At 57.5% G+C, this 24,692-nt stretch carries 25 protein-coding genes; 14 read left to right on the top strand and 11 right to left on the bottom strand.

The annotated features are described in order from the left end of the window. From ACR0K4_RS22230 to ACR0K4_RS22220, 3 genes are all read left to right on the top strand, one after another. On the top strand, positions 1-205 hold a 205-nt coding region (locus ACR0K4_RS22230), incomplete at its 5' end, for a hypothetical protein (protein ID WP_480855819.1). Between the two features lie 316 nt (positions 206-521). Further along, on the top strand, positions 522-1,715 hold the full coding sequence (locus tag ACR0K4_RS22225) for a UxaA family hydrolase (RefSeq protein ID WP_480522201.1): 1,194 nt from the start codon (positions 522-524) through the stop codon (positions 1,713-1,715). Next, complete coding sequence (locus ACR0K4_RS22220; RefSeq protein ID WP_480522200.1) at positions 1,712-2,014, top strand: UxaA family hydrolase; 303 nt, start codon at positions 1,712-1,714, stop codon at positions 2,012-2,014. Before ACR0K4_RS22225 ends, ACR0K4_RS22220 begins: the two co-directional genes overlap by 4 nt. A 5-nt stretch (positions 2,015-2,019) precedes the next feature. Here the strand turns inward: ACR0K4_RS22220 and ACR0K4_RS22215 are convergent, their stop codons facing one another. Beyond that, positions 2,020-2,715, bottom strand: coding sequence for a GntR family transcriptional regulator (locus ACR0K4_RS22215; RefSeq protein WP_480522199.1), 696 nt, complete (start codon positions 2,713-2,715; stop codon positions 2,020-2,022). Positions 2,716-3,054: 339 nt separating this feature from the next. Between ACR0K4_RS22215 and ACR0K4_RS22210 the strand changes: the two genes are divergently transcribed. The 5 genes from ACR0K4_RS22210 (at position 3,055) to ACR0K4_RS22190 (ending at position 8,203) form a co-directional block, all read left to right on the top strand. Next, positions 3,055-4,368: an ABC transporter substrate-binding protein gene (locus ACR0K4_RS22210; protein WP_480522198.1), complete on the top strand. Its 1,314-nt coding sequence runs from the start codon at positions 3,055-3,057 to the stop codon at positions 4,366-4,368. Positions 4,369-4,472: 104 nt separating this feature from the next. Continuing rightward, entirely contained in the window at positions 4,473-5,381 is a 909-nt protein-coding gene (locus ACR0K4_RS22205) for a carbohydrate ABC transporter permease (RefSeq protein WP_480522197.1), read from the top strand. After that, positions 5,381-6,241, top strand: a complete 861-nt coding sequence (locus ACR0K4_RS22200; RefSeq protein ID WP_480522196.1) for a carbohydrate ABC transporter permease — start codon at positions 5,381-5,383, stop codon at positions 6,239-6,241. Before ACR0K4_RS22205 ends, ACR0K4_RS22200 begins: the two co-directional genes overlap by 1 nt. Positions 6,242-6,253: 12 nt before the next feature. Continuing rightward, the gene (locus ACR0K4_RS22195) at positions 6,254-7,345 is read left to right on the top strand and encodes an ABC transporter ATP-binding protein (protein ID WP_480522195.1); all 1,092 of its coding nucleotides are present in this window, start codon (positions 6,254-6,256) and stop codon (positions 7,343-7,345) included. Positions 7,346-7,492: 147 nt separating this feature from the next. After that, positions 7,493-8,203, top strand: coding sequence for an SDR family NAD(P)-dependent oxidoreductase (locus tag ACR0K4_RS22190; RefSeq protein WP_480522194.1), 711 nt, complete (start codon positions 7,493-7,495; stop codon positions 8,201-8,203). 384 nt (positions 8,204-8,587) lie between these two features. Here ACR0K4_RS22190 and ACR0K4_RS22185 read toward each other — a convergent pair whose 3' ends face one another. From ACR0K4_RS22185 to ACR0K4_RS22145, 9 genes are all read right to left on the bottom strand, one after another. Continuing rightward, positions 8,588-9,271: an IS6 family transposase gene (locus tag ACR0K4_RS22185; RefSeq protein ID WP_480855818.1), complete on the bottom strand. Its 684-nt coding sequence runs from the start codon at positions 9,269-9,271 to the stop codon at positions 8,588-8,590. 159 nt (positions 9,272-9,430) lie between these two features. Beyond that, entirely contained in the window at positions 9,431-9,829 is a 399-nt protein-coding gene (locus ACR0K4_RS22180; RefSeq protein WP_480522192.1) for a cupin domain-containing protein, read from the bottom strand. Positions 9,830-9,887: 58 nt separating this feature from the next. Further along, positions 9,888-10,748: a phosphoenolpyruvate hydrolase family protein gene (locus ACR0K4_RS22175; RefSeq protein ID WP_480522191.1), complete on the bottom strand. Its 861-nt coding sequence runs from the start codon at positions 10,746-10,748 to the stop codon at positions 9,888-9,890. A 1-nt stretch (position 10,749) separates the two neighbouring features. Next, entirely contained in the window at positions 10,750-11,958 is a 1,209-nt protein-coding gene (locus tag ACR0K4_RS22170) for a Tm-1-like ATP-binding domain-containing protein (RefSeq protein ID WP_480855817.1), read from the bottom strand. Positions 11,959-11,972: 14 nt separating this feature from the next. Then, positions 11,973-12,689 (bottom strand): ABC transporter ATP-binding protein, encoded by a 717-nt coding sequence (locus ACR0K4_RS22165; protein WP_480855816.1) that lies wholly within the window; start codon positions 12,687-12,689, stop codon positions 11,973-11,975. Further along, the gene (locus ACR0K4_RS22160; RefSeq protein WP_480855815.1) at positions 12,679-13,452 is read right to left on the bottom strand and encodes an ABC transporter ATP-binding protein; all 774 of its coding nucleotides are present in this window, start codon (positions 13,450-13,452) and stop codon (positions 12,679-12,681) included. Before ACR0K4_RS22160 ends, ACR0K4_RS22165 begins: the two co-directional genes overlap by 11 nt. Then, positions 13,443-14,681 (bottom strand): ABC transporter substrate-binding protein, encoded by a 1,239-nt coding sequence (locus ACR0K4_RS22155; protein ID WP_480855814.1) that lies wholly within the window; start codon positions 14,679-14,681, stop codon positions 13,443-13,445. Before ACR0K4_RS22155 ends, ACR0K4_RS22160 begins: the two co-directional genes overlap by 10 nt. 27 nt (positions 14,682-14,708) lie before the next feature. Further along, positions 14,709-15,677, bottom strand: coding sequence for a branched-chain amino acid ABC transporter permease (locus tag ACR0K4_RS22150; protein ID WP_480855813.1), 969 nt, complete (start codon positions 15,675-15,677; stop codon positions 14,709-14,711). Continuing rightward, positions 15,674-16,540 carry a branched-chain amino acid ABC transporter permease gene (locus ACR0K4_RS22145; protein WP_170444300.1) on the bottom strand — a complete coding sequence of 289 codons (867 nt, stop codon included), beginning with the start codon at positions 16,538-16,540 and terminating at the stop codon, positions 15,674-15,676. The genes ACR0K4_RS22150 and ACR0K4_RS22145 overlap by 4 nt, the downstream gene beginning before the upstream one ends. A 189-nt stretch (positions 16,541-16,729) precedes the next feature. Between ACR0K4_RS22145 and ACR0K4_RS22140 the strand changes: the two genes are divergently transcribed. The 6 genes from ACR0K4_RS22140 (at position 16,730) to ACR0K4_RS22115 (ending at position 24,081) form a co-directional block, all read left to right on the top strand. Further along, on the top strand, positions 16,730-17,371 hold the full coding sequence (locus tag ACR0K4_RS22140; protein ID WP_480855812.1) for a phosphoenolpyruvate hydrolase family protein: 642 nt from the start codon (positions 16,730-16,732) through the stop codon (positions 17,369-17,371). Then, positions 17,368-19,092, top strand: a complete 1,725-nt coding sequence (locus tag ACR0K4_RS22135) for a phosphoenolpyruvate hydrolase family protein (protein ID WP_480855811.1) — start codon at positions 17,368-17,370, stop codon at positions 19,090-19,092. The genes ACR0K4_RS22140 and ACR0K4_RS22135 overlap by 4 nt, the downstream gene beginning before the upstream one ends. Positions 19,093-19,249: 157 nt before the next feature. After that, a complete protein-coding gene (locus ACR0K4_RS22130) occupies positions 19,250-20,800 on the top strand; it encodes a sugar ABC transporter ATP-binding protein (protein WP_480855810.1) in 1,551 nt (516 codons plus the stop codon). Positions 20,801-20,828: 28 nt separating this feature from the next. After that, positions 20,829-22,115: an ABC transporter permease gene (locus tag ACR0K4_RS22125; RefSeq protein WP_480855809.1), complete on the top strand. Its 1,287-nt coding sequence runs from the start codon at positions 20,829-20,831 to the stop codon at positions 22,113-22,115. Positions 22,116-22,199: 84 nt separating this feature from the next. Continuing rightward, a complete protein-coding gene (locus ACR0K4_RS22120) occupies positions 22,200-23,156 on the top strand; it encodes a substrate-binding domain-containing protein (protein WP_480855808.1) in 957 nt (318 codons plus the stop codon). 112 nt (positions 23,157-23,268) lie between these two features. Continuing rightward, on the top strand, positions 23,269-24,081 hold the full coding sequence (locus ACR0K4_RS22115) for an IclR family transcriptional regulator (RefSeq protein WP_480522179.1): 813 nt from the start codon (positions 23,269-23,271) through the stop codon (positions 24,079-24,081). A gap of 54 nt (positions 24,082-24,135) precedes the next feature. Here the strand turns inward: ACR0K4_RS22115 and ACR0K4_RS22110 are convergent, their stop codons facing one another. After that, positions 24,136-24,414 (bottom strand): hypothetical protein, encoded by a 279-nt coding sequence (locus ACR0K4_RS22110; RefSeq protein WP_480855807.1) that lies wholly within the window; start codon positions 24,412-24,414, stop codon positions 24,136-24,138. Between the last annotated feature and the right edge of the window lie 278 nt (positions 24,415-24,692).

Raw genomic sequence — 24,692 nt, 5'->3', positions numbered from 1 at the left:
CTCCGCCCGTTTAAGCAGTTTATCCAGCTGGCGGGATAACCGCCTATCCAGTTTCGTCTATACAACTCTCAAAGAAATTTGCGACAGAACCCATCCGATCGACAACCGCACGATCTATGAAGGCGCCAAATCTACTTCAAAATTCGATATGTCCGGAAGTTCCCGTCAACCGATGACGGGTACGACGATTATAGTTTATACTTGATATCACAGATAATATCTCAGATAATCCATAAGACCTCAGCGCACGCGAAACCATGTACTGTTTTCCAAGAAGGGCAATATTCATTCCAAACCTGTAAGCCGAAACAAATTGTCTTCTGCAAGACTACGGTCTTGATCGCGTGGACAGGCACAGAGGAGCCCCTGCAGCGAGCGGCCCGCTACGAATATACGGCTAATTCATAGTGCTTTGCCAACGCGCTAACCGAATTTGTCACCAAGGTTCGAAGATGACAGGCAAGCCAACACTCTCGACCCGAACATTACACCCGACACAGTATCATGAGCAAATTGACAAGATGGAAGAACCCAACCTTCAGAAATTGAATGACTCGAAGGGCCATTTCTGGGGCTATCCCCGCCTCAAGGGAAGACCCGGAATTCGCAACTATCTGTTAATCCTAAATATAACGGGTCTGACGGGGCCGTCCGCTAGCGCGATATCGCGAGATCTGCGGGGCAGCTGCCTGATCTCCATGGATCACGGTCTGGCCATTTCTGGCCGGGGCGAAGAACCAGTCAATAACACAATCGCGAACCTCGCCCGCCATCCGAACGCCGGCGCAGTCTTGGTGCTCAGCGCACATTGCGACAAGGCAAACGAACTTCTGGCATCGCTCTCCGAAGATGGTCGCCCCACCTGTCTTGTAACACTTGAAGAAACGGGTCGTGACGCTCTTTCTTTTCGCACCGAGGCCGTCCGCGTGGGCGCTCGGCTCCTTTCGGAGATCTCAAAACAACAACGAGAATTATTTCCGTGGAATCGTTTATTCTTGGCTCTGGAATGTGGCATGTCCGACCCAAGCTCAAGCCTGTTTGCCAATCCGATTGTCGGGCATGTCGTCGATGCACTGGTGCAAGACGGGGGCGCAGCAGTATTTGGCGAAACGCTGGAATGGCTAGGCAGTGAAACTGCACTTGCGGAACGAGCGGTCTCAAAAGACATCGCGGAAAAGATCGTCCACGCCGTAAGGCGACGCGTGGAACAAGCTCGGAGCATTGGGGTTGATCTGATGGGAAACAATCCCAATCGCGCGAATATCGACGCGGGCTTGACCACGATTGAGGACAAGGCAATCGGAAGCGTAATCAAATCCGGGAGCATGCCGGTGAGCGCGTTTCTTGAATACGGCGATAATTATACTGGCAACGGCCTGGCAGCTATGGACGGGCCTTCTTACACACCAGAGTCCTTAACTGGTCTTGTCGCAGCCGGTGCGCAGCTTTCACTTTTCACCTCTGGCGTTGGAAATTCTTTCGCTGGACGCTTGGCCCCGTCGCTCAAGATATCTGCAAATCGCGAGACAGTCGAACGCCTACCGGAGCAATTCGATTTCTGCGCAGCTGAAGCCGTATCTCATCCTCAACGCACCGCGCAGATCGTGGACGAACTGATTACCCGGGTCTGCGAGGTCAGTTCAGGGGCTTTGACGTTTGGAGAAATTTTGGGCGAAGGGAATGAAGTGATCGCCCGTTTCGGAGAGACGCTTTGACCACAAAGCAGCCATCTCAAAGCAACGCGGTCATGGCCATTGTGTCACATGCGGCAGACTCAGTCGCGATTGTCCTGAAGGCAGTGTCCCCCGGACAATCCATAGTGTTGAGCGGCTGCGGAACGACCGACCACATCGTGGCGCGGGAGACCATTCCGGCCTTCCACAAGATTGCTTTGAAGGATTTCAATGCGGGAGACTTTCTAAGGCGCAGCAACGTAGCAATCGGCAAAGCAACCTGCACAATACAAGCCGGTGAGTTGGTGCACACGCACAATCTTGCAAGCCACTATGCGTGAACTGGCTATCGTGAAATTCCCAACACTCGCTTTTGCGAGTTCTCAAGGTGGCTTGTCAAAGCTGCCTGCGCGCTCGCCAGATTTCCCGCGATGACGTGTTCTAAGATCTCTACGTGCTCTTTAAAAACTTCTGCATCGCGTCCATCTCTCAAACGATATGCCAAACGAGAAAGGCGCAACCGATTTAGAACCCATTCAAAGAAATCGTTGGCCATCTCGTTGTCCAGTGACCGCACAAATAGCCAGTGCATTTCATGGTCCAGAGATGTCCGAAGATTGATTGCCTCAATTTCCAACTCCGTCGACGTATCCGGCTCGGCAAGGACCGCGTTGGTCCGCCGCAACAAGTCAATTGCGGGCGCATTGTCACCGAGTCGCATAAATTTTTCCAGCCCGGTCATCTCGAACATCAAACGCATCTGAAACGCGTTCTCCACCGTCTTTTCATCGACATCGAGAATTTTCACGCCACGTTGTGGGATCAGACGAACGACGGTTTCGGCTTCCAATCGTTTTAGCGCCTCGCGCATAGGCCCCATTGGGATGTCCAGCAACTCGCACAGTTCTCGCTGCGAGACCAGCTCACCCGGACGCAGTCGGGACGAATACAGATACTGCATGAACTTGGCGTGCGCCTCATTGCGCAATATGCGCCGCGGCGGTTTCCCGTTGTTCTGGGGTTTGCTGCCACTTGGATGCATTTCCGCTCCTCAACTGCAAGAGGTTGGTCCAATCCCATTTGCGCCGAAGCAAGAGCCAAGATCATGGTTCCCGGGCAAGGCGCTCTCCAGCGGATATATCTAACTCAGGAAAGTCCGTTCGTGAAGGCTAACCGGAGTTTTACGACGAAACCACAGTCCTTTGCATACTCTTGCTGCGTCGAAATTGCGCCTCCCCATTCTGATGAACCGGCTGTCAGCGTTCAGAAAATCGCTTCGTTGACATAAGAGATATCACTTGATATCTCATATTAGATTTTATCTGCTAAAGGACTTATTTCAACACCGGCAGACATCAGAGTTCACGATCATGCGGGAGGAATGGGCATGAATCTTACGTCTTTCAGGAAACGCATAGGCCAGGTACTGACGGGGTCAGCCGTTGCCCTTACGGTCAGCACGGCGGCACTGGCTCAGCAGACGACATTGTCATTCCGCTTTAATGACCCTCAGACCGAAGGTGTCCTTGCGGCCATCGCGGAGTACGAGCAACAGAATCCGGACATCAAAATCGACTTCCAACAACTGACCTGGGGGGAAGCGCGGCAACAATATCTGCGCGAGTTTGCTGTGGGAGTTGGTCCCGATGTTGTCCATATCGCATTTGTCTGGCCCAAGAGCCTGGGTCGTTCAGGTGCCTTGCTGCCATTAAATGATCTGATCGAACAGAAATCACTTCATGCAGGGATCGACGATTTCGTGGCAAGGGACCTCGCACTTGATGAGGGTGTGCAATACGCCGTTCCTTGGACAACGGACACGTGGTCGATGATTTACCGCACCGACATTCTTGAAGAAGCGGGAATTACGGAGCTTCCCACAACTTGGGAAGAGCTTCAGGACGTCAGCCGACAAATCAAGGAAAAGACCGGGAAAATCGGCTTTGGAACGCCGCTTGGCAGCGCATCGACGAACACCATCTGGTTTCTTTCGAACTTTTACATGTGGTCAAATGGCGTCGGCCTGATGGTCGATGACGGCGCGGGCGGATACAAAGTTGGCGTGACCAAAGAAGATCTCGTCGACGTCATGACCTATTACAAAGCCTATCTTGACGATGATCTTGTCCCCGAGAGCTTCCTTGGTCTGAGCAGTTGGTTCGACCCTGTAATTATCGAAGGTCTGGCCGATGGCGACATCGCAATCGGAATTATGCCGCCGCCGAATTTGCGGGCCGTTGTCGCGAGTTACAATGAAAAGAACCCTGGCGCGGGCGACGACATACCATTTGAAACCGGATACACAATGACAGGCTCGTTCAAGCCACAGACCCACCTTGGTGGCAAGATGCTGGCTATCAATCCCAATACCGCCCATGCGGAGGCCGCGTTTGATTTTCTAAGCTTCATGACCAGCAAAGGCACCATGACTCAGCACTACAACAACGAGCTGCCCGCGCAGTATAGCCTCCTGAAGGATCTCGATGTTGAGCCATGGCTTGCCGGAAATATCAAACAGCTCAGCGAAAATGCCCGCGTTTGGGGTCCCTATGCGGAAGGGCCAGTGACGATCCCGACGATGTGGAATGCGCTTGGGCGCGAGTTTGGTTCTGCCTTTGTCGGAGAGAAGACAATCGACGAAGCTGCATCCGACCTTCTGTCCACGCTGCAAGAAGAACTCGCGAAGGCTCAGTAGGTCAAACGTCGCAGGTTCATGGCAACCACACCATGAGACAGAGTGCGCCAGCTGTTTTCCAAGGCCCTGGCGCATTCGCTTCTTAACCGGAAAAGACCAAGTCAATGACAGAGCGCGCGGATCGGTTGTTTATCGCCAGCATGTTGGTGCCCACATTTTTCTTTATCGTTCTGTTCTACGGCTATCCAACGGTTTTCAACCTCCTGAACAGCTTTACCGATCTGACCTTGCTGAAGCTACGCGACGGCGGAAACTACATTGCCTTTGAAAACTATGACAAGCTGCTCAATGACCGGACGTTTGGAAATACGCTGTGGAACACGATCTACTGGCTAACCATCCTGCCAATCATTCTGAGAATTGTCTTTGGCTTTGCTTTGGCTCTGTTGCTAAATTCGAAGACGATCAAGAAATACAAACTCACCACGGTCTCGCGGGTGTGCCTGATCATCCCTTGGGCGACACCGCCGATTGTCGCCGTGGTAACGTGGCGGTGGTTGCTCGACGGGTCCGTTGGCGTCGTGAATGACTATCTAATAGCGCTTGGGATCGTATCAGAGCCGATCGCGTTCTTGGCCAACCCAAGCTTCGTCTGGCCATCGCTGGTTCTGATCATGGTATGGAACACTCTTCCATTTGTGACGTTTACCTTCCTCGCCGCGATGCAATCCATCCCCAATGAACTGCTGGACGCCGCAGAGGTTGATGGCGCAAATTACTTCAACCGGCTGATCCACGTGGTCATACCCCATCTGAAACCAACATTCGTCGTCATGACGCTGATGCTGGTGTTCTTTTCGTTCAATAACTTCGTGTATGTCTGGCTGGCGACCGGCGCGGGCCCCGGTCTTATGACAAACGTCCTGGCAACCGAAATCTATATTCGTGCCTTCGTTGACCTGAACCTTGGGCTAAGCTCTGCGGTCGGCATGGTAATGGCAGCGTTCATGATGGTTATAACGTATTTCTACTATCGTCATGTGGCCCTTCGCCAGTTCCGGGACCTCTTCTGATGGATCAAAGCATGCGCCAAAGCCCCGGTTCCGACGCCGCCCACAAGTTCCGCGATAAGCTGACCGAAGGGGTGATCCTGATTGTCACTGTGGCGGCTCTTTTGTTCTTTGTTGCTCCGGTGCTTTGGATCCTGAACGCGTCTTTCAAAAGCGAAACCTCGCTTTTTTCGAAAGGCGCCACTCCGTACACGTTTGAAAATTACCAGTTGATTTTCTCGCAGGGCTTCGCGCGCTTGGTCTTAAACAGTGTGGGGCTTTGCCTGATCTCGACCCTCATTTCGACCTTCATTGCTGTCATGTCAGCCTACGTCTTCTCGCGCATGAAATTCCGCGGCAAAAAGCTGATTTTTGGGACGGTTCTGACCGGGCAGATGTTCCCGTGGGTCATACTGGTGACACCGGTGTTCATCATGTTTGCCAGAATGGGTTTGCTGAACTCTTACATGGCGATGATCTTTGTTTATGTCGCGATCAGTTTGCCATTCTCAATCTATCTTCTCGTGGGATACCTTGAATCGATACCTCATGAAATTGACGAAGCGGCGATAATGGACGGGTGCCCAAGGTTCTGGATCATCTGGAAGATCATTTTCCCGGTGATCATGCCCGGTGTGGTGGCCACGGCGACCTATGCATTTCTTTTGATGTGGCAGGAGTTTCTATTCGCGCTGGCAATCCTGACCGCAAAAGAACTTAAAACCCTGCCACTTGGGATCAGCCAGTATTTCGGAACCGATACAGTAAGTTGGGGAGCGGTTTTGGCGGCCTCGGTCGTCACCACGCTGCCCGCCCTTTTGCTGTTCATCCCGTTCCAGAAGCGATTGACGCAAGGATTGGCTGCGGGTGCGGTTAAAGGCTAGGACAATAATCTGATGGCACAATTAGAGCTCAACAACGTCGTCATGCGATACGGGGCCCACGAGGCGTTGAAAGGTATCAGTGCCACCGTGGACTCCGGCGAATTCATTGTTGTGGTCGGGCCGTCAGGATGCGGGAAATCCAGCCTTTTGCGCGCCATCGCCGGTCTTGAGCGGATCACCTCGGGCGACATCCTTCTGGACGGATCTCCAATCCACAACGTGCCCGCTGCGAAGCGCGGCCTTGCGATGGTCTTTCAAAGTTACGCGCTTTATCCGCAGAAAACGGTGGCGCAGAACATGGCCTTTGCGTTGCAGATGGCCAAGGCGTCAAAGGATGAAATCGAACGGCGCGTGGCAGATGCGGCGCGGATTTTGCAGGTCGAGGAACTTCTTGATCGCAAACCGGGACAACTTTCAGGCGGGCAGCGTCAGCGCGTTGCGATCGGGCGCGCGATCGTGCGCGAGCCCAAGGTGTTCCTGTTTGATGAACCGCTCAGTAATTTGGACGCCGCCCTGCGCGTCGATATGCGCGTCGAACTGGCAAGCCTGCACAAATCACTCAGCGCGACAATGATCTATGTGACTCACGATCAGGTCGAGGCCATGACGATGGCAGACCGCGTTATCGTGCTGAACCAGGGTGAGGTCGCGCAAATCGGGGCGCCCCTGGAACTTTATGAAAAACCAAAAGATTTGTTTGTCGCCGGTTTCATCGGATCGCCGAAGATGAATTTCGTCCCGGGGACTGTCGATCAGGTTGACGGCAACAGCCTGGCAGTTTCGATCTGCAATGGCGCTTTCAGGTTCGAACGTCCCATTCAGGGGGCCAAGCTGGAAAGCGGTGAAAGCCTGACAACGGGGATCCGACCCGAGAGCATTGAATTATCCGACGCGACCGCTGACCCGCACCTGAATTTCAAGGTATCATTGGTCGAGCATCTGGGCGATGAATCCATCGTCTACGGCACATTGGACGATGGGCAGCGATTGGTCGTTAAGACCGCCAAACGCGCAGACTGGCGGGATGGGGAAACCATAAAGGCGGTTCCCGATCCTGAGAAAATACACCTGTTCGGCAAAGATGGTTTGGCAATAACCGGGTGAACACCGGCCCTGGCAAGTACGGTAAAACACATTGCTACGCGCATTTCCGAATACCGCTATCTGCGACACGAACGCGGCGTCGTGGGCCAAAACGGCACGGCCCGAATTCTTAATCTGTGAGACTTTCAATTAAAGGAGGGATTTAAGATGCCAACAGTCTTCATAACGGGTGCCAACAGCGGGTTGGGACTGGAGTTTGCCAGGCAATATGCAGAAGCAGGCTGGGAGGTCATTGCGACCTGCCGCAATGTGACCCCGGAGGACGATCTTGCCGATGTAGGCGCCCGCATCATGAAGATGGACGTGTCAAACCCTGACACGGTGACCAAGGTGCAGGCCGAACTGGCCGGGCAAAGCATCGACGTCCTGATCAACAACGCCGGACAGATGGGTGACAATACAAAGTCCGCCCTAACGGCGCCTCTCGAAGATTGGACGACTGTTTTTCGGGTTAATGTCTTGGGACCCGCAATCGTGACGCGGGCCCTCGTGCCAAACCTCAGATCCGCGCCAAAACCGGTGGGAGCTACGCTTGGAAGTTACGCCGGTATCTACCCGCTGATGACAGCGCCCGGAAATGTTATGTACCAATCGACCAAGGCTGCTGCCCACGCCGTTACCAAATCTCTGGGCGCAGAACTGGCCACAATGGACATCTCTTATTTTTCACTAAGACCAGGGCCTACAAAAACAAGAATGCTGCCCGGGGGCGAATTCGAAACCTCGGACTCTGTTCGCCTCATGCGTGATGTAATCAGCGGGGCAAGCATTGAGTGGGCCGGTCAGTTCATTGATCGTTCAGGCGAAGCCATATCGTACGAAGATGGCCGTATTGGCATTGAGGAAGGGGCGAATTAACGACGAGTTACTGCCCCCCATGGTCATAGTCACGCCATCCTGCGGCACGCCAACCGCGTTACTTTTGGGTCGTTCTGGTCTTTCGGGCCTCGCCGACTAAGGCAAAGCACGTGTAAATGTCTTATATTTACGGGGCATGGTAATTTTGGTCTGCTCGCAGGTCCCAGCGGTAAGTATCCAAAGGCTCTACGCTTTTGGCCCATTTTTTAAAAGAAGTTTGTCCGCCCGGCACCGCTCAATCCGGTGCGCGATGTCAGACGGGTCCCAGTCGTAAAGGGCAAGCCTCCGCAAAGGTCTTGTCAGAAGAATTTGGGTTGAGGCGCGCAGGGGGGTTCTGTCGCAAACTATTTAGAAGGCAGAGCATCAGTGGTGTTGGTGAGCTGTTTATCCTGCCAGTTGGATGAACTGCTGAAACGGAAGGAGTCCGGACGTGATTTGACTTTTGCGGATCATGTTGACCAATTCTATGCCTGCCAGGACAGATGTGGCTGCCGCGAAAGATTTGAATCCCAGCATGAGTCTGATCCTTCGTTTGATGAAGCGGTGATCCTGTTCAATGATGTTATTGAGGTATTTTCGCCTGACCATTTCAATCGGGATGTGACAACCAAAGCTCTTGAGCATCTTGTTGATCGCCTTGATACCAGAGATGTTTGCCCCGCTTTTGTCTATAACAATTTTGCGTGGGAGCCCGTTCGCTTCGAGCGCACGAGCGAAAAACTTTGTGGCAGCGGCCTTGTTTCGGCGCTTGGACAGCGTGAAGTTCAGTGTCTTGCCTTGTTTGTCGATCGCTCGATAAAGATAAACCCATGCGCCTTTCACTTTCGCATCGGTTTCATCCATGCGCCACGAACGGCCTGCGGGACGCTTTCTATACCGCGCTGTTTCAGCAATGAGACCGGCATATCGGTTCACCCATCGGTTCAGAGTCGCGTGGTCCAGATCAACGCCACATTCCGCCATGATTTCTTCCAGATCCCGGTAGGAAACACCGTAGCGAAGGTAGAAGAAAACCGCGTACAAGATCACGTCTTTCGGAAAATGCGCGCCCTTAAATGAAATCGCCACGGCCTGCTCCTGTCATGTTCCAATACGCGCTACCAGAAATGCACTTGAACTGACAGGTAGGGGCGAAGTTTGCGACAGAACCTCTTTAGGCTATGGCTTTGCGGCGCGTTGGTTTCCTGGTTCGAATACGCCAGATTCGTGCCATTGCCTGCCCGTGGGTTACCGCAGACCGTTCCAAGGCGCCTTATCCGCGACGTCTTCGATCTTATACCCCATCTCTCCGACGCATGGCCCCAGAATGGCCAATAGCGTCGAGTCGCTGTCGCCGATGTTGAACGTGGCGTGGACCACATCAGCTCCGATAAAAACCGAATCTCCCGGGCTCATAACCCGTTTTTCCTCGCCAAGCCACTGCTCGACCTTGCCCGCGACGCAATAGATGACCTCTTCCTGATCGGGATGTTTATGAAAATCGTGGCCATGACCGGGCGCAAGGCTGACCTCGATCACCGTGAGTTGCCCAGCACCAGTTGCGGGTGGGTTGCTCATCCATTTTAACTTGCCCCAATCGAGCGTTTCCTGTGGCGTGTCTGCCGAAAGCATGAATTTTCCGATCATAGAAATTCTCCGATAGTTTTCTGGTTGCGCAACAGTCCTGAACGTTGGCGTTTGGTCGTCAAGCCGCCCCTCTGGAGCGTTCAGTACCACGCCGCAGTTTGCCGAACTCGGCGGTCTGGGCTGTGATGGCCCGCTCGGTGGGCAGTCGCTCCATGGATGACGCACCATAAAAACCGTGGCAATCGGGGCAGAGGTCAAGGAATTTCTGCGCGTCCTCAGGTTCTGCCAGCGGACCGCCATGGCAGATAAAGATCAGGTCATCGCGATAGGCCCGCGCAGCTGCCGCCCATTCGTCATAAAGCCGCGCACATTCTGAAATATCGGGCGCACTGTCTCCGGCGCCGATTGATCCGCCCGTGGTAAGGCCAAAATGCGCCACGATCACATCCGCGCCCGCCTTGGCCATTTCGGCGGCGTTGTCAGCGCTGAATACATATGGCGTGGTCAGCAGGTCTCGTTCGCGGGCCTTGGCGATCATCTCGACCTCCATGTCATAGGACATGCCGGTCGCCTCAAGCTCGCGCCGGAAGCGTCCATCGATGATGCCCACGGTGGGAAAGTTCTGAACACCGGCAAAACCCATGGCGGCCAGATCGTCCAGAAACTTGTCCATGATGCAGAACGGGTCGGTGGCGTTCACACCCGCCAGAACGGGTACGTTTCTGACAACAGGCAGCACTTCGCGCCCCATGTCCACGACGATCTCGTTGGCGTTGCCATATGACATATACCCCGCCAGCGACCCGCGGCCCGCCATGCGATAGCGGCCTGAATTGTAAATGACGATCAGGTCGATGCCGCCGGCCTCTTCGCATTTGGCGGACAGGCCGGTGCCTGCTCCGCCGCCGACGATCACCTTGTCTGCTGCGATTTTGGCCCGCAGGCGGCCAAGGATTTCTGCGCGTCCCGTGACTGCCATCTCAGGTATCCTTCTTTACATAGATTTCGTTGAAATTGTTGATCGCGGCCTCGGCAAAGGCGGGATCATTGATATGCAGGTCCAGCTCGACCAGTTGCCGGTCGTGGGTCTGGACCACCGTGTCGCGCAGCGCCTGGAACAGCGCCTCGTTGGCCGCCGGATCGTGGAAAGCCCCGCCTTCGATATCCAGCGCCGAGACACCACGCAGGGGCAGCAGGAACCGCACCGGTCCGTCGCAGGCGTTCAGCTTGTTGCCGATCCATGTGCCGATCTGCGCGCATTCCTCGGGCGTCGATCGCATCAGCGTGACCTGCGCGTTGTGGTGATAGAAATTGCGGTCTTTGAACTGCGCGGGCACCGACTCGGGCGCCCAGAAATTCGCCATGTCCAGCGCCCCACATGAGCCCACATAAGGCAGTTTGCTGCGCGCGATACTGTCGAGGCGTTCTTCGCCCGCGCTGAGGAAGCCGCCCACGATCAGGTCGCAGATCTCGGTCGTCGTGATATCCAGCACACCCGCCACGTCGCCCTGATCGACCAGTTGCTCCATCGACCGGCCACCGCTGCCGGTGGCGTGGAACACGAGGCAATCGTAATCGCCGGACAGCCCTTCGGTGATGGCTTGCACGGCGGGCGTGGTGACACCGAACATCGACAGAACCAGCGCGGGGCGGTCATCTGTGGCATCGGGCACCTCATTGGCCATCATGCCCGCCAGCGCATGAGCCGCGTTGCCCAGCAATTTGCGCGACACGCGGTTGAGGCCCGAGACATCCGTCACCGGGTGGAACATATTCACATCCGACGCGCCCACATAGGCCGAGACATCGCCCGATGCGAGCGTCGAGACCAGCACCTTGGGCACGCCGATGGGCAAAGCCTGCATGGCCGGAGCAATAATCCCCGACCCGCCCGAGCCGCCCAGCCCAATGATGCCGCCAAGATCGTCGCGGCCCAGCACAAAGGCCGTCAGCGCGCGCGACATCTCGGTCACAGCCTGCCCCCGGTCGTTCACGAACACCGCAGCCGGACCGTCAGGATGGCAGGCGGCGACGCTGGTGGCAGTTACATCCATGCCAGCCTCGCCGCCTTTGGTGCCGACATTGACCAGTACGGTTTCCATCCCCGCCGCGTCGATCAGGTCACGCACATAACGCAGTTCCGGCCCCTTGGTGTCGGCGGTGCCGATCACGTAAGCTCTTTTTGTCATCCTCTCTCCCTTTCTCAGCCCGACTGCCCGGGTTCCAGCCCCAGATGGCGCTTTTGCATCGCCGGATCGTTTTCCAGGGCCTCTGCTGTCATACGCTCGACAACTTCTCCGCCAACCATGATGGCCACGTCCTGCACGGCGGCCAGCGCCGCATGCATGTTCTGTTCGACCAGCAGCACCGCAATACCCTCGCTTGCGATCAGTTCGATCAGATCAATCACGTCCGAGACAATCGCCGGGGCCAGCCCCTCGGTCGGTTCGTCCAGCACCATCAGGCGCGGGTTCAACAGCAGCGCGCGGCCAATCGCCAGCATCTGCTGTTCCCCGCCCGACAGGCGGTTGCCCAGATTGCGGCGACGTTCCTTGAGGCGCGGAAAGATCTCGTACACCCGGTCAACAGACCACGCGCCGCCCTTGCGTTCGACGATCTTCAGGTGCTCCTCAACGGTCAGAGACCGGAACACCCGCCGTCCCTGCGGCACATAGCCGATCCCCATCTGCGCGCGTTTTTCGGGCGGCAGACCGGTCATGTCTACGCCGTCAAACCGGATTTCTCCCGCCGAATGCGGGTGCAGGCCCATGATGGCATTACACAGGCTGGTTTTGCCCATGCCGTTACGACCCAGAATGCCAAGCGGGCGGTTGCCAACCGTCAGGTCGACCTCGTGCAACACATGGCTGGAGCCATAGCGCAGGTCCAGCGTGCGAACATCCAGCAAATCAGTGGCCATGCGCACCTCCGATATAAACGCGATGCACGTCTTCGTTGCGCATGATGTCGTCAGGTGAGCCCTCGGCCAGCATCCGCCCGTTGTAGAGGACCGAAACGCTCTCGGAGGTCTGCAGGGCGATATCCATATCGTGCTCGATCAGCACGACGGTCACATCCTTGGGCAACGACATCAGCAGCGCGCTCAGCTTCGGACGCTCAGCAGGTGACAACCCCGCCGCCGGTTCGTCCAGCAGCAAAATCTTCGGATTCTCGGCCAGCGCAATTCCGATCTCAAGCTGCCGCCGCTGCCCGTGGCTGAGTTCCGAGGTTTCGCGGTCCAGTACATCGGTTACACCAGCCACCTCAGCCAGACGCTCGGCCTCGGCCAGCCGGTCATCACCGCTCCGCAAAGGCAGCACCTGCCGCCAGCCACCGCGCACCCCGGCCACGGCCAGAAACAGCGTGTCGCGCACGGTCAGGCCGTTAAACAGGTGGGCGTGCTGATAGGTCCGGCGCAGCCCACGTTGAATTCTTTTGTTGATCGGCTCGCGCGTCACGCTGTCGCCAAACAGGGTGATCTGGCCGGTCGTGGCGCTGGTATCCCCGGTTAACACGTTGAACAGGCTGGTCTTGCCCGCCCCGTTCGGCCCAAGGATTGCGCGCCGCTCGCCGGGGCGGACGGTCAGGTCGATATCCTGAACCGCCCAGAACCCGCCAAAGCGTTTGCCAATGCCCCGGACCTCCAGGGCATTGGCGGTGTTATGTGAGTGGCTTACGGGCACGAAGGGTTGTCCCGGCTGACCGGACCCGAGGCCAGGAACGCCTCTTCGTCCTGACCAAGAAGCTGATCGACATCGCGTACGACCTTGACCACGCGGTTGCCCAACGTGCCGTCTTCGCGTTCGAACACTTCGGTCACAAAGTTGTCGACGACGCCGTTGCGGTTCTTATCCAGACGCATGGTGCCGCCGGTCGGGGTTACAAAGGTCAGGTTAGTAAGCGCTTCGCGGAACGCTGCCTGATCGTTGGACAGATCACCATCGACTTCATCCAGCGCCAGCAGACCTGCTTTTGCCGCCATGTAATAGTGATGGGCAAAGATCGAGGGGGCCGAGAAGCCATCAGGGAAGGCGTCAGTGTAGCTGGCCGAGAACTCTTTCCACTCTGCACCGTCATAGTCACTGACGGTCGGGGTGCCCGCAGGCGCGCCCACCAGAAGTTTCTTGAAGGGGCCTTTGCTGTCCAGGATCGACTGGTCAATGGTGATCGAGCCGCCGATGATCGGCTTGTCGCCGCCCGCCTGACTGTACTGGGTCAAGAAGTTGACCGCATCCGCGCCGCCCAAGGCCACGAAAATCGCGTCGACATCCTGCGGGATCGAGTAGACAACCGAGGAGTAATCCTTGTTGCCGATCGGGGTCCAGAACTTCTCGGGCACCTGACCGCCTGCCGAGCAGAACTCGGACATGAAGCCCAGAACCTGAGTGTAGGGGAAAGAATAGTCTTCGGCGATCACGGCCACGGATTTGTAACCCATGTCGTTATAGGCATAGTCACCAACGCCGACCATCCACTGCGCACCATCGCCGCCAAAACGGAAGAAGTTTTCAGAGCTGTCGCGCAGCGTGGTGTCCTGTGCCGCTGACGAGCCGTTGATGAAGGTCACGGCAGGGTAGGATTTCGACAGATCGCGCAACGCCAGACCTTCGGAGCCAGAGAGCGGGCCGACGATCATGTCCACACCGTCCTGTTCGATCAGCTTGCGGGCTGCATTCACCGCGCTGTCCGGGCTGGCGTCCGAGGATATGGTGATGACTTCGATCTTGTTGCCATCAACCTCACCGCCGGCTTCCAGAACCGCCAGTTCCGCGCCGCGGATGCCGTCCTGACCCAACGCGGCAAACGCGCCTTCGAGAATTGAGATCACGCCGATCTTGACGTCTTCGGCAGATGCAGGCACCGCCATTACGCTAAGCGCCAGCGCGGATGCAGCCATTTTGAGCTTATTCATTTTTAAGGTTCCTCCCTATGAGTGTGCTCAGACAGTTGATTTTTCTTTGATTTCCGGACGGCGTAGCCGCGCCATCCAGTCGCTTGCCAGTTGTTGCAGCCCACCGGGGGCCACGATCACGATCAGCAGCAGTACGACGCCGATCAGCGTGTTGAACCGCTCGCGGTCGATCAGGTCGACGGCGAAGGTGTCCAGCAGGACAAAGACCACCGCACCGACGAACGCCCCGCCCGGATGGCGCAGACCGCCGATGACCGAGATGATGAGGATGTCGATGATGGGCCCAAGCCCGACCGAGAAGGATGAGATGCGTTCCTGATACCAGACGTTCAGAATGCCTCCGGCCCCGGCCAGCAGGCCTGAAAAGGCAAAGGCGGCAACGATAGGCGTGGTAACGGAAATCCCCAGCGCCAGCACACGCCCCGGCGCATCGCGCACGGCTTGAATGGTCAGGCCCAGCGGTGAACGGACAAAGCCGCTGACCAGCGCCAGCGCCAGCGCGGCCATGCCCAGAGACAACAGGTACAGCGGCAGCGGATCACGCAGGCTGAAGCCCGCAATCTCGGGTGCACGGACGCCGGAAAAGCCGGTCCAGCCGTTGAAGAAGGTATAATTCTGGCGGGTAAAGTAGAAGAACGCCACCCCAATCGCCAGCGTGATCATGATGGCGTAAATCCCGCGCGACCGGCGCGCGATCAGGCCGACAAGAGCGCCGGAAACGGTCGCAAGGATCAGCGCCAGCGGGATCGAGACCCAGAACGGCAGCGGAACCCCGATGCCCACCGTATTGGGGCCAAAAAACGCGATGGTATATCCCGCAATCCCGGCCATGGTTGCCTGCGCGAACGAGACAACGCCCAGATAGGTGGCCAGAAAGCTGAGGCTCAGCGCCATGATCCCAAGGATCAGCGACCGCGTGGCGACCTGCGTCAGCCAGAAGTCGTTCAGCGCAAAGGGCAGGATCAAAAGCGGGACAAGGATCAGCGCCTGTTTCATTGCTCGGCCTTTCCCAGCAGACCCTGCGGCCGCACCGCCAGCACCAGCACCATGATCGCAAAGGTGAACACGACGCCGTAGGTGGGCGCATAGGCCAGCCCGTATTGCTCGGCCAGACCAACCAACAGCGCGCCCAAGGCGGCCCCTCCGATCGAACCCATGCCGCCGACGATCACCACCACCAGCGAGGACAGCAGGAACTGCAGATCCGTCCCCGGCGCAATCGACAGCGCGCTGGCGGCGACGACCCCGGCCATTCCGGCCAGCATGCCGCCCAGGGCAAAGACAAGAACAAAGATGCGGTTGATCGGATAGCCCAAGGCCCGCAGCATGTCTTGATCGTCCACACCCGCCCGGATCACCGCGCCAAACCGCGTCCGTTGGATCAGGAACCACAGGCCAATTCCGACCACCAGCGCAAAGCCCATCAGCGCCAGACGGATATTGGCATACCCCACGCCCAGAACCGGCAGACGCTGCCCTCCGGCCAGGGCATCGGGCAGCTCGACCTGATAGGTCAGCCCGCCCCAATACCACAGCATCAGATCGGCCATGATGATCGAGATCGCAATCGAGGCAAGCGTCTGGCGCAGCTCATCCCCCTGCATCCAGCCCAAAATGCCAGCCTGCACGATGGCACCAGCCAAGGCCGCCGCCAATCCACCGCCCAACACGCCCAGACCCCATGAGCCGGTAACATCGACGATGCTGTAACCGACATAACCACCCAGTAGCAGCAACGCCCCATGGGCCATGTTCACCGTGCGCATCAGCCCAAAGATCAGGCTGAAGCCGCTGGCTGCCAAAAAGTAGAGCGCTGCAAGCGTCAGCCCGTTCAGGGTGACGATCAGAAATAAGGTCATGATTCCTCCCGTTGAGACGACAATGTCCGAATTTCAGAAATCGGCACAGCATTGGGCTCATTTCCGGTGAAGAAAAATGTCACTATTTTACAAGAGCTTAACGCCTTTAGATGCTCATCAGCATTTAAGATAGTAAGAAAAAACAAGAATTAGCTTCTCAAATATGGAAATCTCTTCCTATACAGAGTCATGCAAAACCTGACACTGACTGGCACGCCCGCCACCGACCCGGACCAGATCGACCGCATCTACTGCCCTGCTTTGGGCGGTCTGAGCGTTTCACAGGCAGATCTGGCCTTTGTGATGCCCCGGCTTGACCAAAACCGCGCGCTGCGCGAGGCGTCGAAACAGGGCGACTGGGCGGCCATATTAGCCAGCGATCCGTTCGGATCCGAGGCGACCATGCTCTCGCAACTTTACGAGAAAGGGTATCGCGGTGTGGTGAACTGGCCCTCCTCGATACTACTGGATGGCAGTTTGCGCCAGTCGATGTCGACAATCCCAGCCTCGCCCGAGTTCGAATACGCGTTTCTGGCCCGCGCCGAAGCCGCCGGGTTTCAGACGCTGGCCTTTTTCATCTCGCTGGCGCAGGCCCGTGCTGCGCTGAAGGCCGGGCTGGATCAACTTGTCCTGCACCCCGGCCTGCTGGACGTGGACAGCCCCGACAGCGGCGCGCTTGTTCTGGGCTCACTACAAAGGGTGATTGAGACGATCCGGGACGAGGCAGAGCAGGTCAGCGTGTTTGCCTATACCTCGGCATGGCACGAGCGCATGGTTCCGCTCAGCACGCTTGATGTGGATGGTCTGATCTGGTGCGAGGGCGCGGCATGACAAATCGCGACAAGAGCTTTCTGTTTGCGGCGGTTGTCGGATCGGGCCTGACGGCAAAAGCGGCAGACAAGGCCGGGGCCGATTATCTGCTGGCGTTGAACGCAGGGCGTTTCCGGGTGCAGGGTGCCTCGTCCCTGACCAGCTTTCTGCCGGTCCGGGCCGCCAATGACTGGGTCATCGAATTTGCCGAACGCGAGATGCTGGGCCGTTGTTCTGCGCCGATCTACGCGGGGTTCTCGGTTAGTGATCCCGATCTGGACATCGGCGATCTGGTGCAAAGAACCAAAAGGCTTGGCTTCTCAGGCGTCTGCAATTTCCCGTCAACCACGCTGATCGACGGACGGCTGGGCGCATTGATGGAGCGCGAGGGGTTGGGGTTCGACCGCGAAATCGCGCTGGTGCAGGAGGCGGCGGCGGCCGGTCTGGGCACCTTCGTCTATGTCCACACCAACGCGCAGGCCCGCAGGATGGTCGATGCAGGTGCGACGGCCATCTGTGTAAACGTGGGCTTTACCAGCGGCGCGACGGGCGTGAGCACACACCTGACACTGGAAACCGCAGCGGCGCAGATCGAGCGGGTTCTCGACGGCGTACCAGCCTCGGTCGACAAACTGTGCCACGGCGGCCCCATCACCTCGCCCGAAGAGGCGCTGGCCATCACCCGTATCTGTGGTGTGCAGGGGTTTGTTGCGGGTTCGACGCTTGACCGGCTACCGGTCGAGCAAACCCTTAGCGAAGTCACCAAAGGCTTTACCGCGATCCCCAGCCTGACGCGCATAAAGCAGGTCCCCTCGAACACCGTAAATGATCTGGTGGGCTCGTCTTATGCCATGCAGATGATCCGCGAAGAACTTGATGATCTGGCCTATGAAGACATTCCGGTTCTTTTGATTGGCGAGACCGGGACGGGCAAAAGCCGCGCAGCCCTTAGGCTGCACGAAGCGGGGCCTAGTGCCCGGCGGCAACCCGTGGTCGTGGATTGCCCGGCCCTGGGCGGTGAGGAATGCGGCGTGCATTTGCTGGGCAGAGCGCCCGGCGCGTTGGGCAGTACTGGCACCCAACGCGGCGCATTGGAGCAAGCGTCGGGCAGCACCATCATCTTTGACGAAATCACCGCATTGCAGCCCGAGCATCAGGGCAAGATTCTGAAATTCACCGATGAAAAAACCGTGCAGCGTATCGGAGATCATACGCTCCGGCGCGCGGATGCCCGGATCATATCGACCACAACGCAGGATCTGCTTGGACAGATCGAGAAAGATACGTTTCGGCAGGACTTGTATTATCGGATTTCCGGCCATGAAATCACCCTGCCGCCATTGCGCGACCGCGTTGACGATATCCCAGAACTTGCCATGTACCTTGGCCAACAGGTCAGTGGCGAGCCCCCGAAGTTCTCGAACGCTGCGTTACGGTTGATGCTGGAGCACGACTGGCCCGGGAATGTGCGAGAGTTGCACCACGCCGTCCAACGCGCGGTACGCAGGTCGGGCGGAGCGACGATCGACCTCAAAGCGATCGACTTTCTGCGGCGAAAATCAGCGGGTATTCCGAAGGCGCAGACGGATGAAACGCCGGCACGAGTGGCCGTGTCCGAGCGGGATTGGATCGCCGAGGCACTGGCACGAAACGGCTTTCGCCGCGCGCAAACCGCCGAGGAATTGGGCATGACCACCCGCACGCTTTACAACAAAATCAAGAAGTTCGGCCTTCAGGCCTGAGCCCTTCTGGGGGGAGCCAAAACTGCCTGCGCAAATGCCAGAAATGGCGGTTTGAACACCCTGCGAAAAAAATCCTTGACGCTTCACCAGCACGCATGGTTTCGTATATGAAACGGTTTCAAACGACTCGTTAAGAGCGGCGAAGGGAGGCGCTGTAATGACGAAAGTGCAATCGGCATTTCGCGCGCAGCGCGGAACGGAAAGCCAGATCACCCTGTCTCTGAACGGGATCGGCATGTCATTTTTAGGCATTTCGGTGCTGCGTGACGTGGACCTGACCTTTGATGGCGGTGAGATTCACACGCTGATGGGGGAAAACGGCGCGGGCAAAAGCACGCTGGTCAAGATCATCAGCGGCGTGCAGAAACCGACAATCGGCACCTTCCAGATCGACGGTGAAACGGTCGCGTTCGACTCGCCGCGCGATGCGGAAAACCACGGCATCGTCATCATGCATCAGGAACTGAGCCTGATCCCCGAAATGACGGTGGCCGAAAATGTTCTGCTGGGGCATGAGCCCCGCAAATTCGGTACTTTCATCGACCGCAAGGCGCTGCGGCAAAAGGCTCGGCAGGCGCTGTCGCGGTTTGGCTTCACGTTAGACATCGATACCCCGCTCAAGGATTTGCGTGTAGGCGAGCAACAGCTTGTCGAGATCGCCCGCGCCCTGCTGATGAACGCGCGGCTGCTGATCATGGATGAGCCGACCTCGGCCCTTTCGCAGGCTGAGGCGGATATTCTGATGGAGGTCGTCCGTGATCTGGCCCTTCAAGGCGTCGCGGTCGTCTATATCTCGCACCGGATGGATGAGGTGTTCGAGATCTCGGACCGCGTCACCGTTCTGCGCGATGGCAACCTGATCGGCACCCGGCTGGCATCCGAGACTACACCTGCAGAACTGATCCGCATGATGGTCGGTCGCACGGTCGAGATCAACGCGGTTGACCGTCAGACCCCGGCCACCGACGAGGTCGTGCTACAGGTCGCCAACCTGTCGGCCTGGGCGGGTCATCGCAAGGTGCTGGACGATGTCTCGTTCGATCTGAAACGTGGAGAGGTGCTGGGCGTCGGCGGCCTGTTGGGTGCTGGCCGTACCGAGCTGCTGGAGACACTTTTTGGCGCGCGCGGTGAATCCTATCGAGGCGAAATCACGCTGGAAGGCAAGCCCCTGCGCCCGGTCAAACCGCAGGATGGGGTGCGCAATGGGCTGGCGCTGATCACCGAGGATCGCAAGGGCAACGGGCTGATCCTGGATCGGTCGATCGCCTCGAATGTCGCCCTGCCCCTGATGCCGCTGCAATCGCGGTTTGGCCGCTATTCCGAGGCCGAGCAGCGCAAGCAGGCCCTAAAGGCCATCGAAACGCTCAAGGTGGCGGCCACCGGGCCCGAGCACGCCGTCGGCAATCTGAGCGGCGGCAATCAGCAAAAGGTGGTTCTGGGCAAATGGCTGGCGACCCAGCCGCGCGTTCTGCTGCTGGATGAACCCACACGCGGCATCGATATCGGTGCCAAGGACGAGATTTACGATCTGGTCGGACGGCTGGCGGATCAGGGCATCTCGGTCCTGTTTGCCAGCTCGGAACTGTCGGAATTCATGGCCGTCTGCGACCGCATGATCGTGCTGTGCGAAGGGCAGTTGGCCGGAGAACTATCGCGCGCCGAGATGACCGTGGATTCGATCAAGGCCCTGGCGATGCAGTTCCGCTGACCGCCGCGACCCCAACATGAGAAAAGATATGACCGTTATGGAACCCAACAGCCAGACAGTGAAACAGGAACATCCCGGCACCGCGATGTTCATGCGGCTTTTGAACAAGACTAAACTTTATTGGGGCTTGTTCGCGCTGATCCTGTTCGGGGCGCTGACTTCGCCGCTGTCGTCCAAAGGCAACAATATCTTTCTGTCGCTGGGCAATCTGACGGACATCCTGCGTCAGGTCTCGGTCACGGGGATCGTGGCGGTGGGGATGACCATGGTGATCTTCATCGCCGGGATCGATCTGTCCGTAGGGTCTGTCATGGCGTTGGGCACTGTGATCTGCGCCATGCTGCTGACGCAGGAGGGCTGGACGGCGGCCAGTTATTTTGGTGTACCCGCAACGGGTGTGGTGCTGTTCGTCTGCATCGCGGCGCTAATCTATTTCGTGCAAAGCAATCTGAACCGAACCTCGGAAACGGCGGCGACCACCAGTGCGCCCTCGCGGATGCTGAGCCGTTTAGTCGCCGCCGCCATCGCCATTGGCGTCATGATCTGGCTGGCCGGTCAGGTGATGCCAAAGTTCGGGGTACTGGCGGTGTTGATCGTCGTGCCTTGTATCGGCGCTGTCATGGGCACGGTGAACGGTGCGCTGATCGTCTATGGCCGGTTGCAGCCTTTCATCGTGACGCTCGCCATGATGGTCGGAGCGCTGGGTCTGGCCCGCGTCATTGCGGGGCAAGATACCGCCGTCTACCCGGTCTATACTGGTTCGAACGCAACCGAGAACTTCGAAGTTTTGCGCGAGCTGCTATGGGGTGTCCTGCCGGCGCCAGGCCTGTTTTTCCTCGCCGTGCTGCTGCTGTTCTTCCTGATCACCCGCTTTACGACATTCGGCAGCTACCTGATGGCCATTGGTGGGAATGAAGAGGCCGCGCGTCTGGCGGGTATCAATGTGGGCCGCAACAAGATCATCACCTATGCGCTGGCCGGGGGTCTCTCGGCGCTTGCCGGGGTGCTGTATGTTGCCCAGTTCCGGCAAGGTAAACCAGATGCGGGTCTGGGTCTGGAACTGGACGCCATCGCAGCCGTGGTCATCGGCGGCACCAGCCTGATGGGCGGGCGCGGCGCGATCATGGGGACATTTGTGGGCGTGCTGATCTTCGGCTTCCTCAGCAACATCCTGCAACTCAACAACATCGACAGCAACACGCAGCTGATCCTCAAGGGCATCATCATCGTGGTCGCCGTCCTGCTTCAGGAAGGGCGATTTGAAGAGATCTTTGTCATGGCAAAAGAACGCCTGGGCAGAGGGAGGAGGCTCTGACCTTAAATCTTGGCGGACCAAGGCCAGAGCGCAATCAGAACGCGGGAAATCGAAAAAACCCGCATCATGACTAAGGAGTAGACTATGAAAAGAAGAACATTTGGCAAGGGCCTGTTGACGGCCACCGCCATGTCGATGGCACTTTCGGCCAGCGGGGCATGGGCGCAAGACAAGTATGTGATCGGCTTTTCTCAGGTGACGACGGTTGAACCCTGGCGGGTTCAGTTTAACAAGGACCTACGCGCCGAGGCCGACCTGCACGACAATGTCGAACTGCTGATTTCCGACGCCAATGACCGCACCGACAAGCAGGTCGCAGACGTCGAGAACTTCATCCGTCAGGAGGTTGATGCCATCCTGATTTCACCCAAGGAATCCGCCGGCCTTACCGGTGTGGTTGAACAAGCCACCGATGCGGGCATTCCGGTCTTTGTTCTGGACCGCAACGTGGACACCGACAAGTTCGTACAGTGGGTCGGCGGTGACAACGTGCTGATCGGCGAGGCCGCCGGTGAATACGCGCTGGAACTGCTGGGCGGCAAGGGCAACGCCAAAGGCAATATCGTCGAGATTTATGGCGGGCTAGGCGTGCAGGCGACCTTTGACCGGTCGGACCCATTCCACGCCGCGTTTGAAGGCGAAGAAGGCGTGACCTTCCTGCTGGACAAGCAGTCGGGCGACTGGAAGCAGGATCAGGCCTATGACATCATGTCGACCGCCCTGCGCAACTATGAAGACATCACCATGGTCTATGGCCACAATGACCCGATGGCCTATGGTGCCTATCTGGCGGCCAAAGATGCGGGCCGCGCCGATGACATTATCTTTATCGGTGTCGATGGTTTGCCGGGCGAAGGTGTGACTTGGGTTGCCAATGGCGAACTGGCCGCGACCTTCCTCTATCCCACGCCCGGTGCCGAAGGGCTGCGTCAGGCGCTGAAGCACCTCAAAGGGGAAGAGGTCGAGAAATCGGTTGTTCTGGGCACCGAGGCGATCACACCAGAGAATGCAGGTGAGATCCTCAAGAAAAACGGGTTGTAATGCTTCTCCCCGCCGGCATTCCTCCTTCTCCCGCAGAAGCGCCGGCAGAGCAGACAGGGGCTTGCGCCCCTGCTGCTTTCTCTTAAGACAATGGTCAGCAAAGGTTCAGTGAATGTCCGAAACCAAGACCAAGCTACAGAAATACTCGGCCCCTGCACTTGAGAAGGGTCTGGATATTCTGGAGTTTCTGTCTTTATCGGATGTCACCCCAAGCCTGTCGCAACTGGCCAGCGGGATCGGCCGGTCCAAGAACGAAATCTTCCGCATGATGATCGTTCTGGAAGAACGCGGCTATATCGAACGGCAGGACGGCGATCTTTTCAAACTAACTGGCAAACTCGCCCTTCTGGGTGGGGAACGCACTGACAACAGCAAACTTGCTGAATTGGCAGGTCCCTATATGGAGCGCCTTGCGGAAGAAACCGAACTGTCCAACCACCTCTGGGTCCCCAGCGATAGTGGCGATCTGATCGTCATCAACAGCGTGTCATCTTCGCAAAACTATGGAGTGACTGTGCAGGTGGGATACCAGACACCGATATTTGCAACATCGGTCGGGGCTTGTTTTCTGTCTGAACTGGACACCGACGCCCAGCGGATCGAGGTGTTGAAATCCATTGCCCCGAACCAGACATCCTCGGACCTCCAGGCGTTTTCCGACCATGCCGCCGAATGTCGCCGGCACGGGTTTGTCTCGCTAGGTAGCCCCGAGAGCCAGGCGATCAACGAAATCTCGGCTCCCGTGGTTCACGGAGCAGGCAAAATGGTCATCGCGGCGCTAACTATTCCCCACTTCGCCAATGTGCTGATCGACAATCGACGGGACATGGTTGTGAATGCCTTACGCACCACGGCACGCCAGTTGCAGGAAAGTATCGCAACCCGTATGCCCCTGCCCCGCATGTCCTGGCATCAAGCGCTCTGAGGGCACCTGCGCAGATATTGCTGACAACCTGATCCGGACCAATGCCCCGAGTTTCTATTCGGTGGCCAACGCAATCGTGTCACACGGACTGCCGCACTTGCGAATTACGTCAATCAGATCGTCAATTTCCGGTTCCGTCGCGGTCTCAACGGAACCGTCTCGCAAGCTGAGTGTGACCAAACGACTATGCGTCTGCACTGCCGAGATCACCTCGCCACTATAGATAAGCTCAACAGCCTGATCCCATGAGACAGTCGTCGCCGGCTGATCCGTGGTCTCAGCGCAAGTTGCCAACAGGTTCAGTGTATAAAACAAAAGGGCAAGTTTCAGCATATATGACCTCTCCACCAAAAGCCTTGACGTTGTCTGCACTTTAGCCATTCGCGTCAGGCGCTTAAACCTATTTTGGCAATGAAAAGACGCAAAGCTGTCATCTGAGTTCGACCCCAATATCGGATATGAGGGCATCGTTGGTCATGCCGCGTTCCGATGTACCTTACCCTGAACCATCATCGGATCGCGAAACCGCAGGTTGTCACGCGAAAGCTGATCGACGCGGGTGACGCCCATCAGCTTCATGTCGCGCTCGATCTCGGCCCGCATGAGTCCCA

It is taken from the genome of Ruegeria sp. K11 (assembly GCF_056531905.1).
This window is presented reverse-complemented; position numbering and strand designations above follow the sequence as displayed.

What these genes read in the sequence shown, in the direction of transcription:
- ACR0K4_RS22225 (WP_480522201.1), top strand. Translation starts at nt 522, where the DNA reads ATGGAAGAACCCAACCTTCAGAAATTGAATGACTCGAAGGGCCATTTC.
- ACR0K4_RS22215 (WP_480522199.1), bottom strand. Translation starts at nt 2,715, where the DNA reads ATGCATCCAAGTGGCAGCAAACCCCAGAACAACGGGAAACCGCCGCGG.
- ACR0K4_RS22210 (WP_480522198.1), top strand. Translation starts at nt 3,055, where the DNA reads ATGGGCATGAATCTTACGTCTTTCAGGAAACGCATAGGCCAGGTACTG.
- ACR0K4_RS22205 (WP_480522197.1), top strand. Translation starts at nt 4,473, where the DNA reads ATGACAGAGCGCGCGGATCGGTTGTTTATCGCCAGCATGTTGGTGCCC.
- ACR0K4_RS22200 (WP_480522196.1), top strand. Translation starts at nt 5,381, where the DNA reads ATGGATCAAAGCATGCGCCAAAGCCCCGGTTCCGACGCCGCCCACAAG.
- ACR0K4_RS22195 (WP_480522195.1), top strand. Translation starts at nt 6,254, where the DNA reads ATGGCACAATTAGAGCTCAACAACGTCGTCATGCGATACGGGGCCCAC.
- ACR0K4_RS22190 (WP_480522194.1), top strand. Translation starts at nt 7,493, where the DNA reads ATGCCAACAGTCTTCATAACGGGTGCCAACAGCGGGTTGGGACTGGAG.
- ACR0K4_RS22180 (WP_480522192.1), bottom strand. Translation starts at nt 9,829, where the DNA reads ATGATCGGAAAATTCATGCTTTCGGCAGACACGCCACAGGAAACGCTC.
- ACR0K4_RS22175 (WP_480522191.1), bottom strand. Translation starts at nt 10,748, where the DNA reads ATGGCAGTCACGGGACGCGCAGAAATCCTTGGCCGCCTGCGGGCCAAA.
- ACR0K4_RS22170 (WP_480855817.1), bottom strand. Translation starts at nt 11,958, where the DNA reads ATGACAAAAAGAGCTTACGTGATCGGCACCGCCGACACCAAGGGGCCG.
- ACR0K4_RS22165 (WP_480855816.1), bottom strand. Translation starts at nt 12,689, where the DNA reads ATGGCCACTGATTTGCTGGATGTTCGCACGCTGGACCTGCGCTATGGC.
- ACR0K4_RS22155 (WP_480855814.1), bottom strand. Translation starts at nt 14,681, where the DNA reads ATGAATAAGCTCAAAATGGCTGCATCCGCGCTGGCGCTTAGCGTAATG.
- ACR0K4_RS22150 (WP_480855813.1), bottom strand. Translation starts at nt 15,677, where the DNA reads ATGAAACAGGCGCTGATCCTTGTCCCGCTTTTGATCCTGCCCTTTGCG.
- ACR0K4_RS22145 (WP_170444300.1), bottom strand. Translation starts at nt 16,540, where the DNA reads ATGACCTTATTTCTGATCGTCACCCTGAACGGGCTGACGCTTGCAGCG.
- ACR0K4_RS22140 (WP_480855812.1), top strand. Translation starts at nt 16,730, where the DNA reads ATGCAAAACCTGACACTGACTGGCACGCCCGCCACCGACCCGGACCAG.
- ACR0K4_RS22135 (WP_480855811.1), top strand. Translation starts at nt 17,368, where the DNA reads ATGACAAATCGCGACAAGAGCTTTCTGTTTGCGGCGGTTGTCGGATCG.
- ACR0K4_RS22130 (WP_480855810.1), top strand. Translation starts at nt 19,250, where the DNA reads ATGACGAAAGTGCAATCGGCATTTCGCGCGCAGCGCGGAACGGAAAGC.
- ACR0K4_RS22125 (WP_480855809.1), top strand. Translation starts at nt 20,829, where the DNA reads ATGACCGTTATGGAACCCAACAGCCAGACAGTGAAACAGGAACATCCC.
- ACR0K4_RS22120 (WP_480855808.1), top strand. Translation starts at nt 22,200, where the DNA reads ATGAAAAGAAGAACATTTGGCAAGGGCCTGTTGACGGCCACCGCCATG.
- ACR0K4_RS22115 (WP_480522179.1), top strand. Translation starts at nt 23,269, where the DNA reads ATGTCCGAAACCAAGACCAAGCTACAGAAATACTCGGCCCCTGCACTT.
- ACR0K4_RS22110 (WP_480855807.1), bottom strand. Translation starts at nt 24,414, where the DNA reads ATGCTGAAACTTGCCCTTTTGTTTTATACACTGAACCTGTTGGCAACT.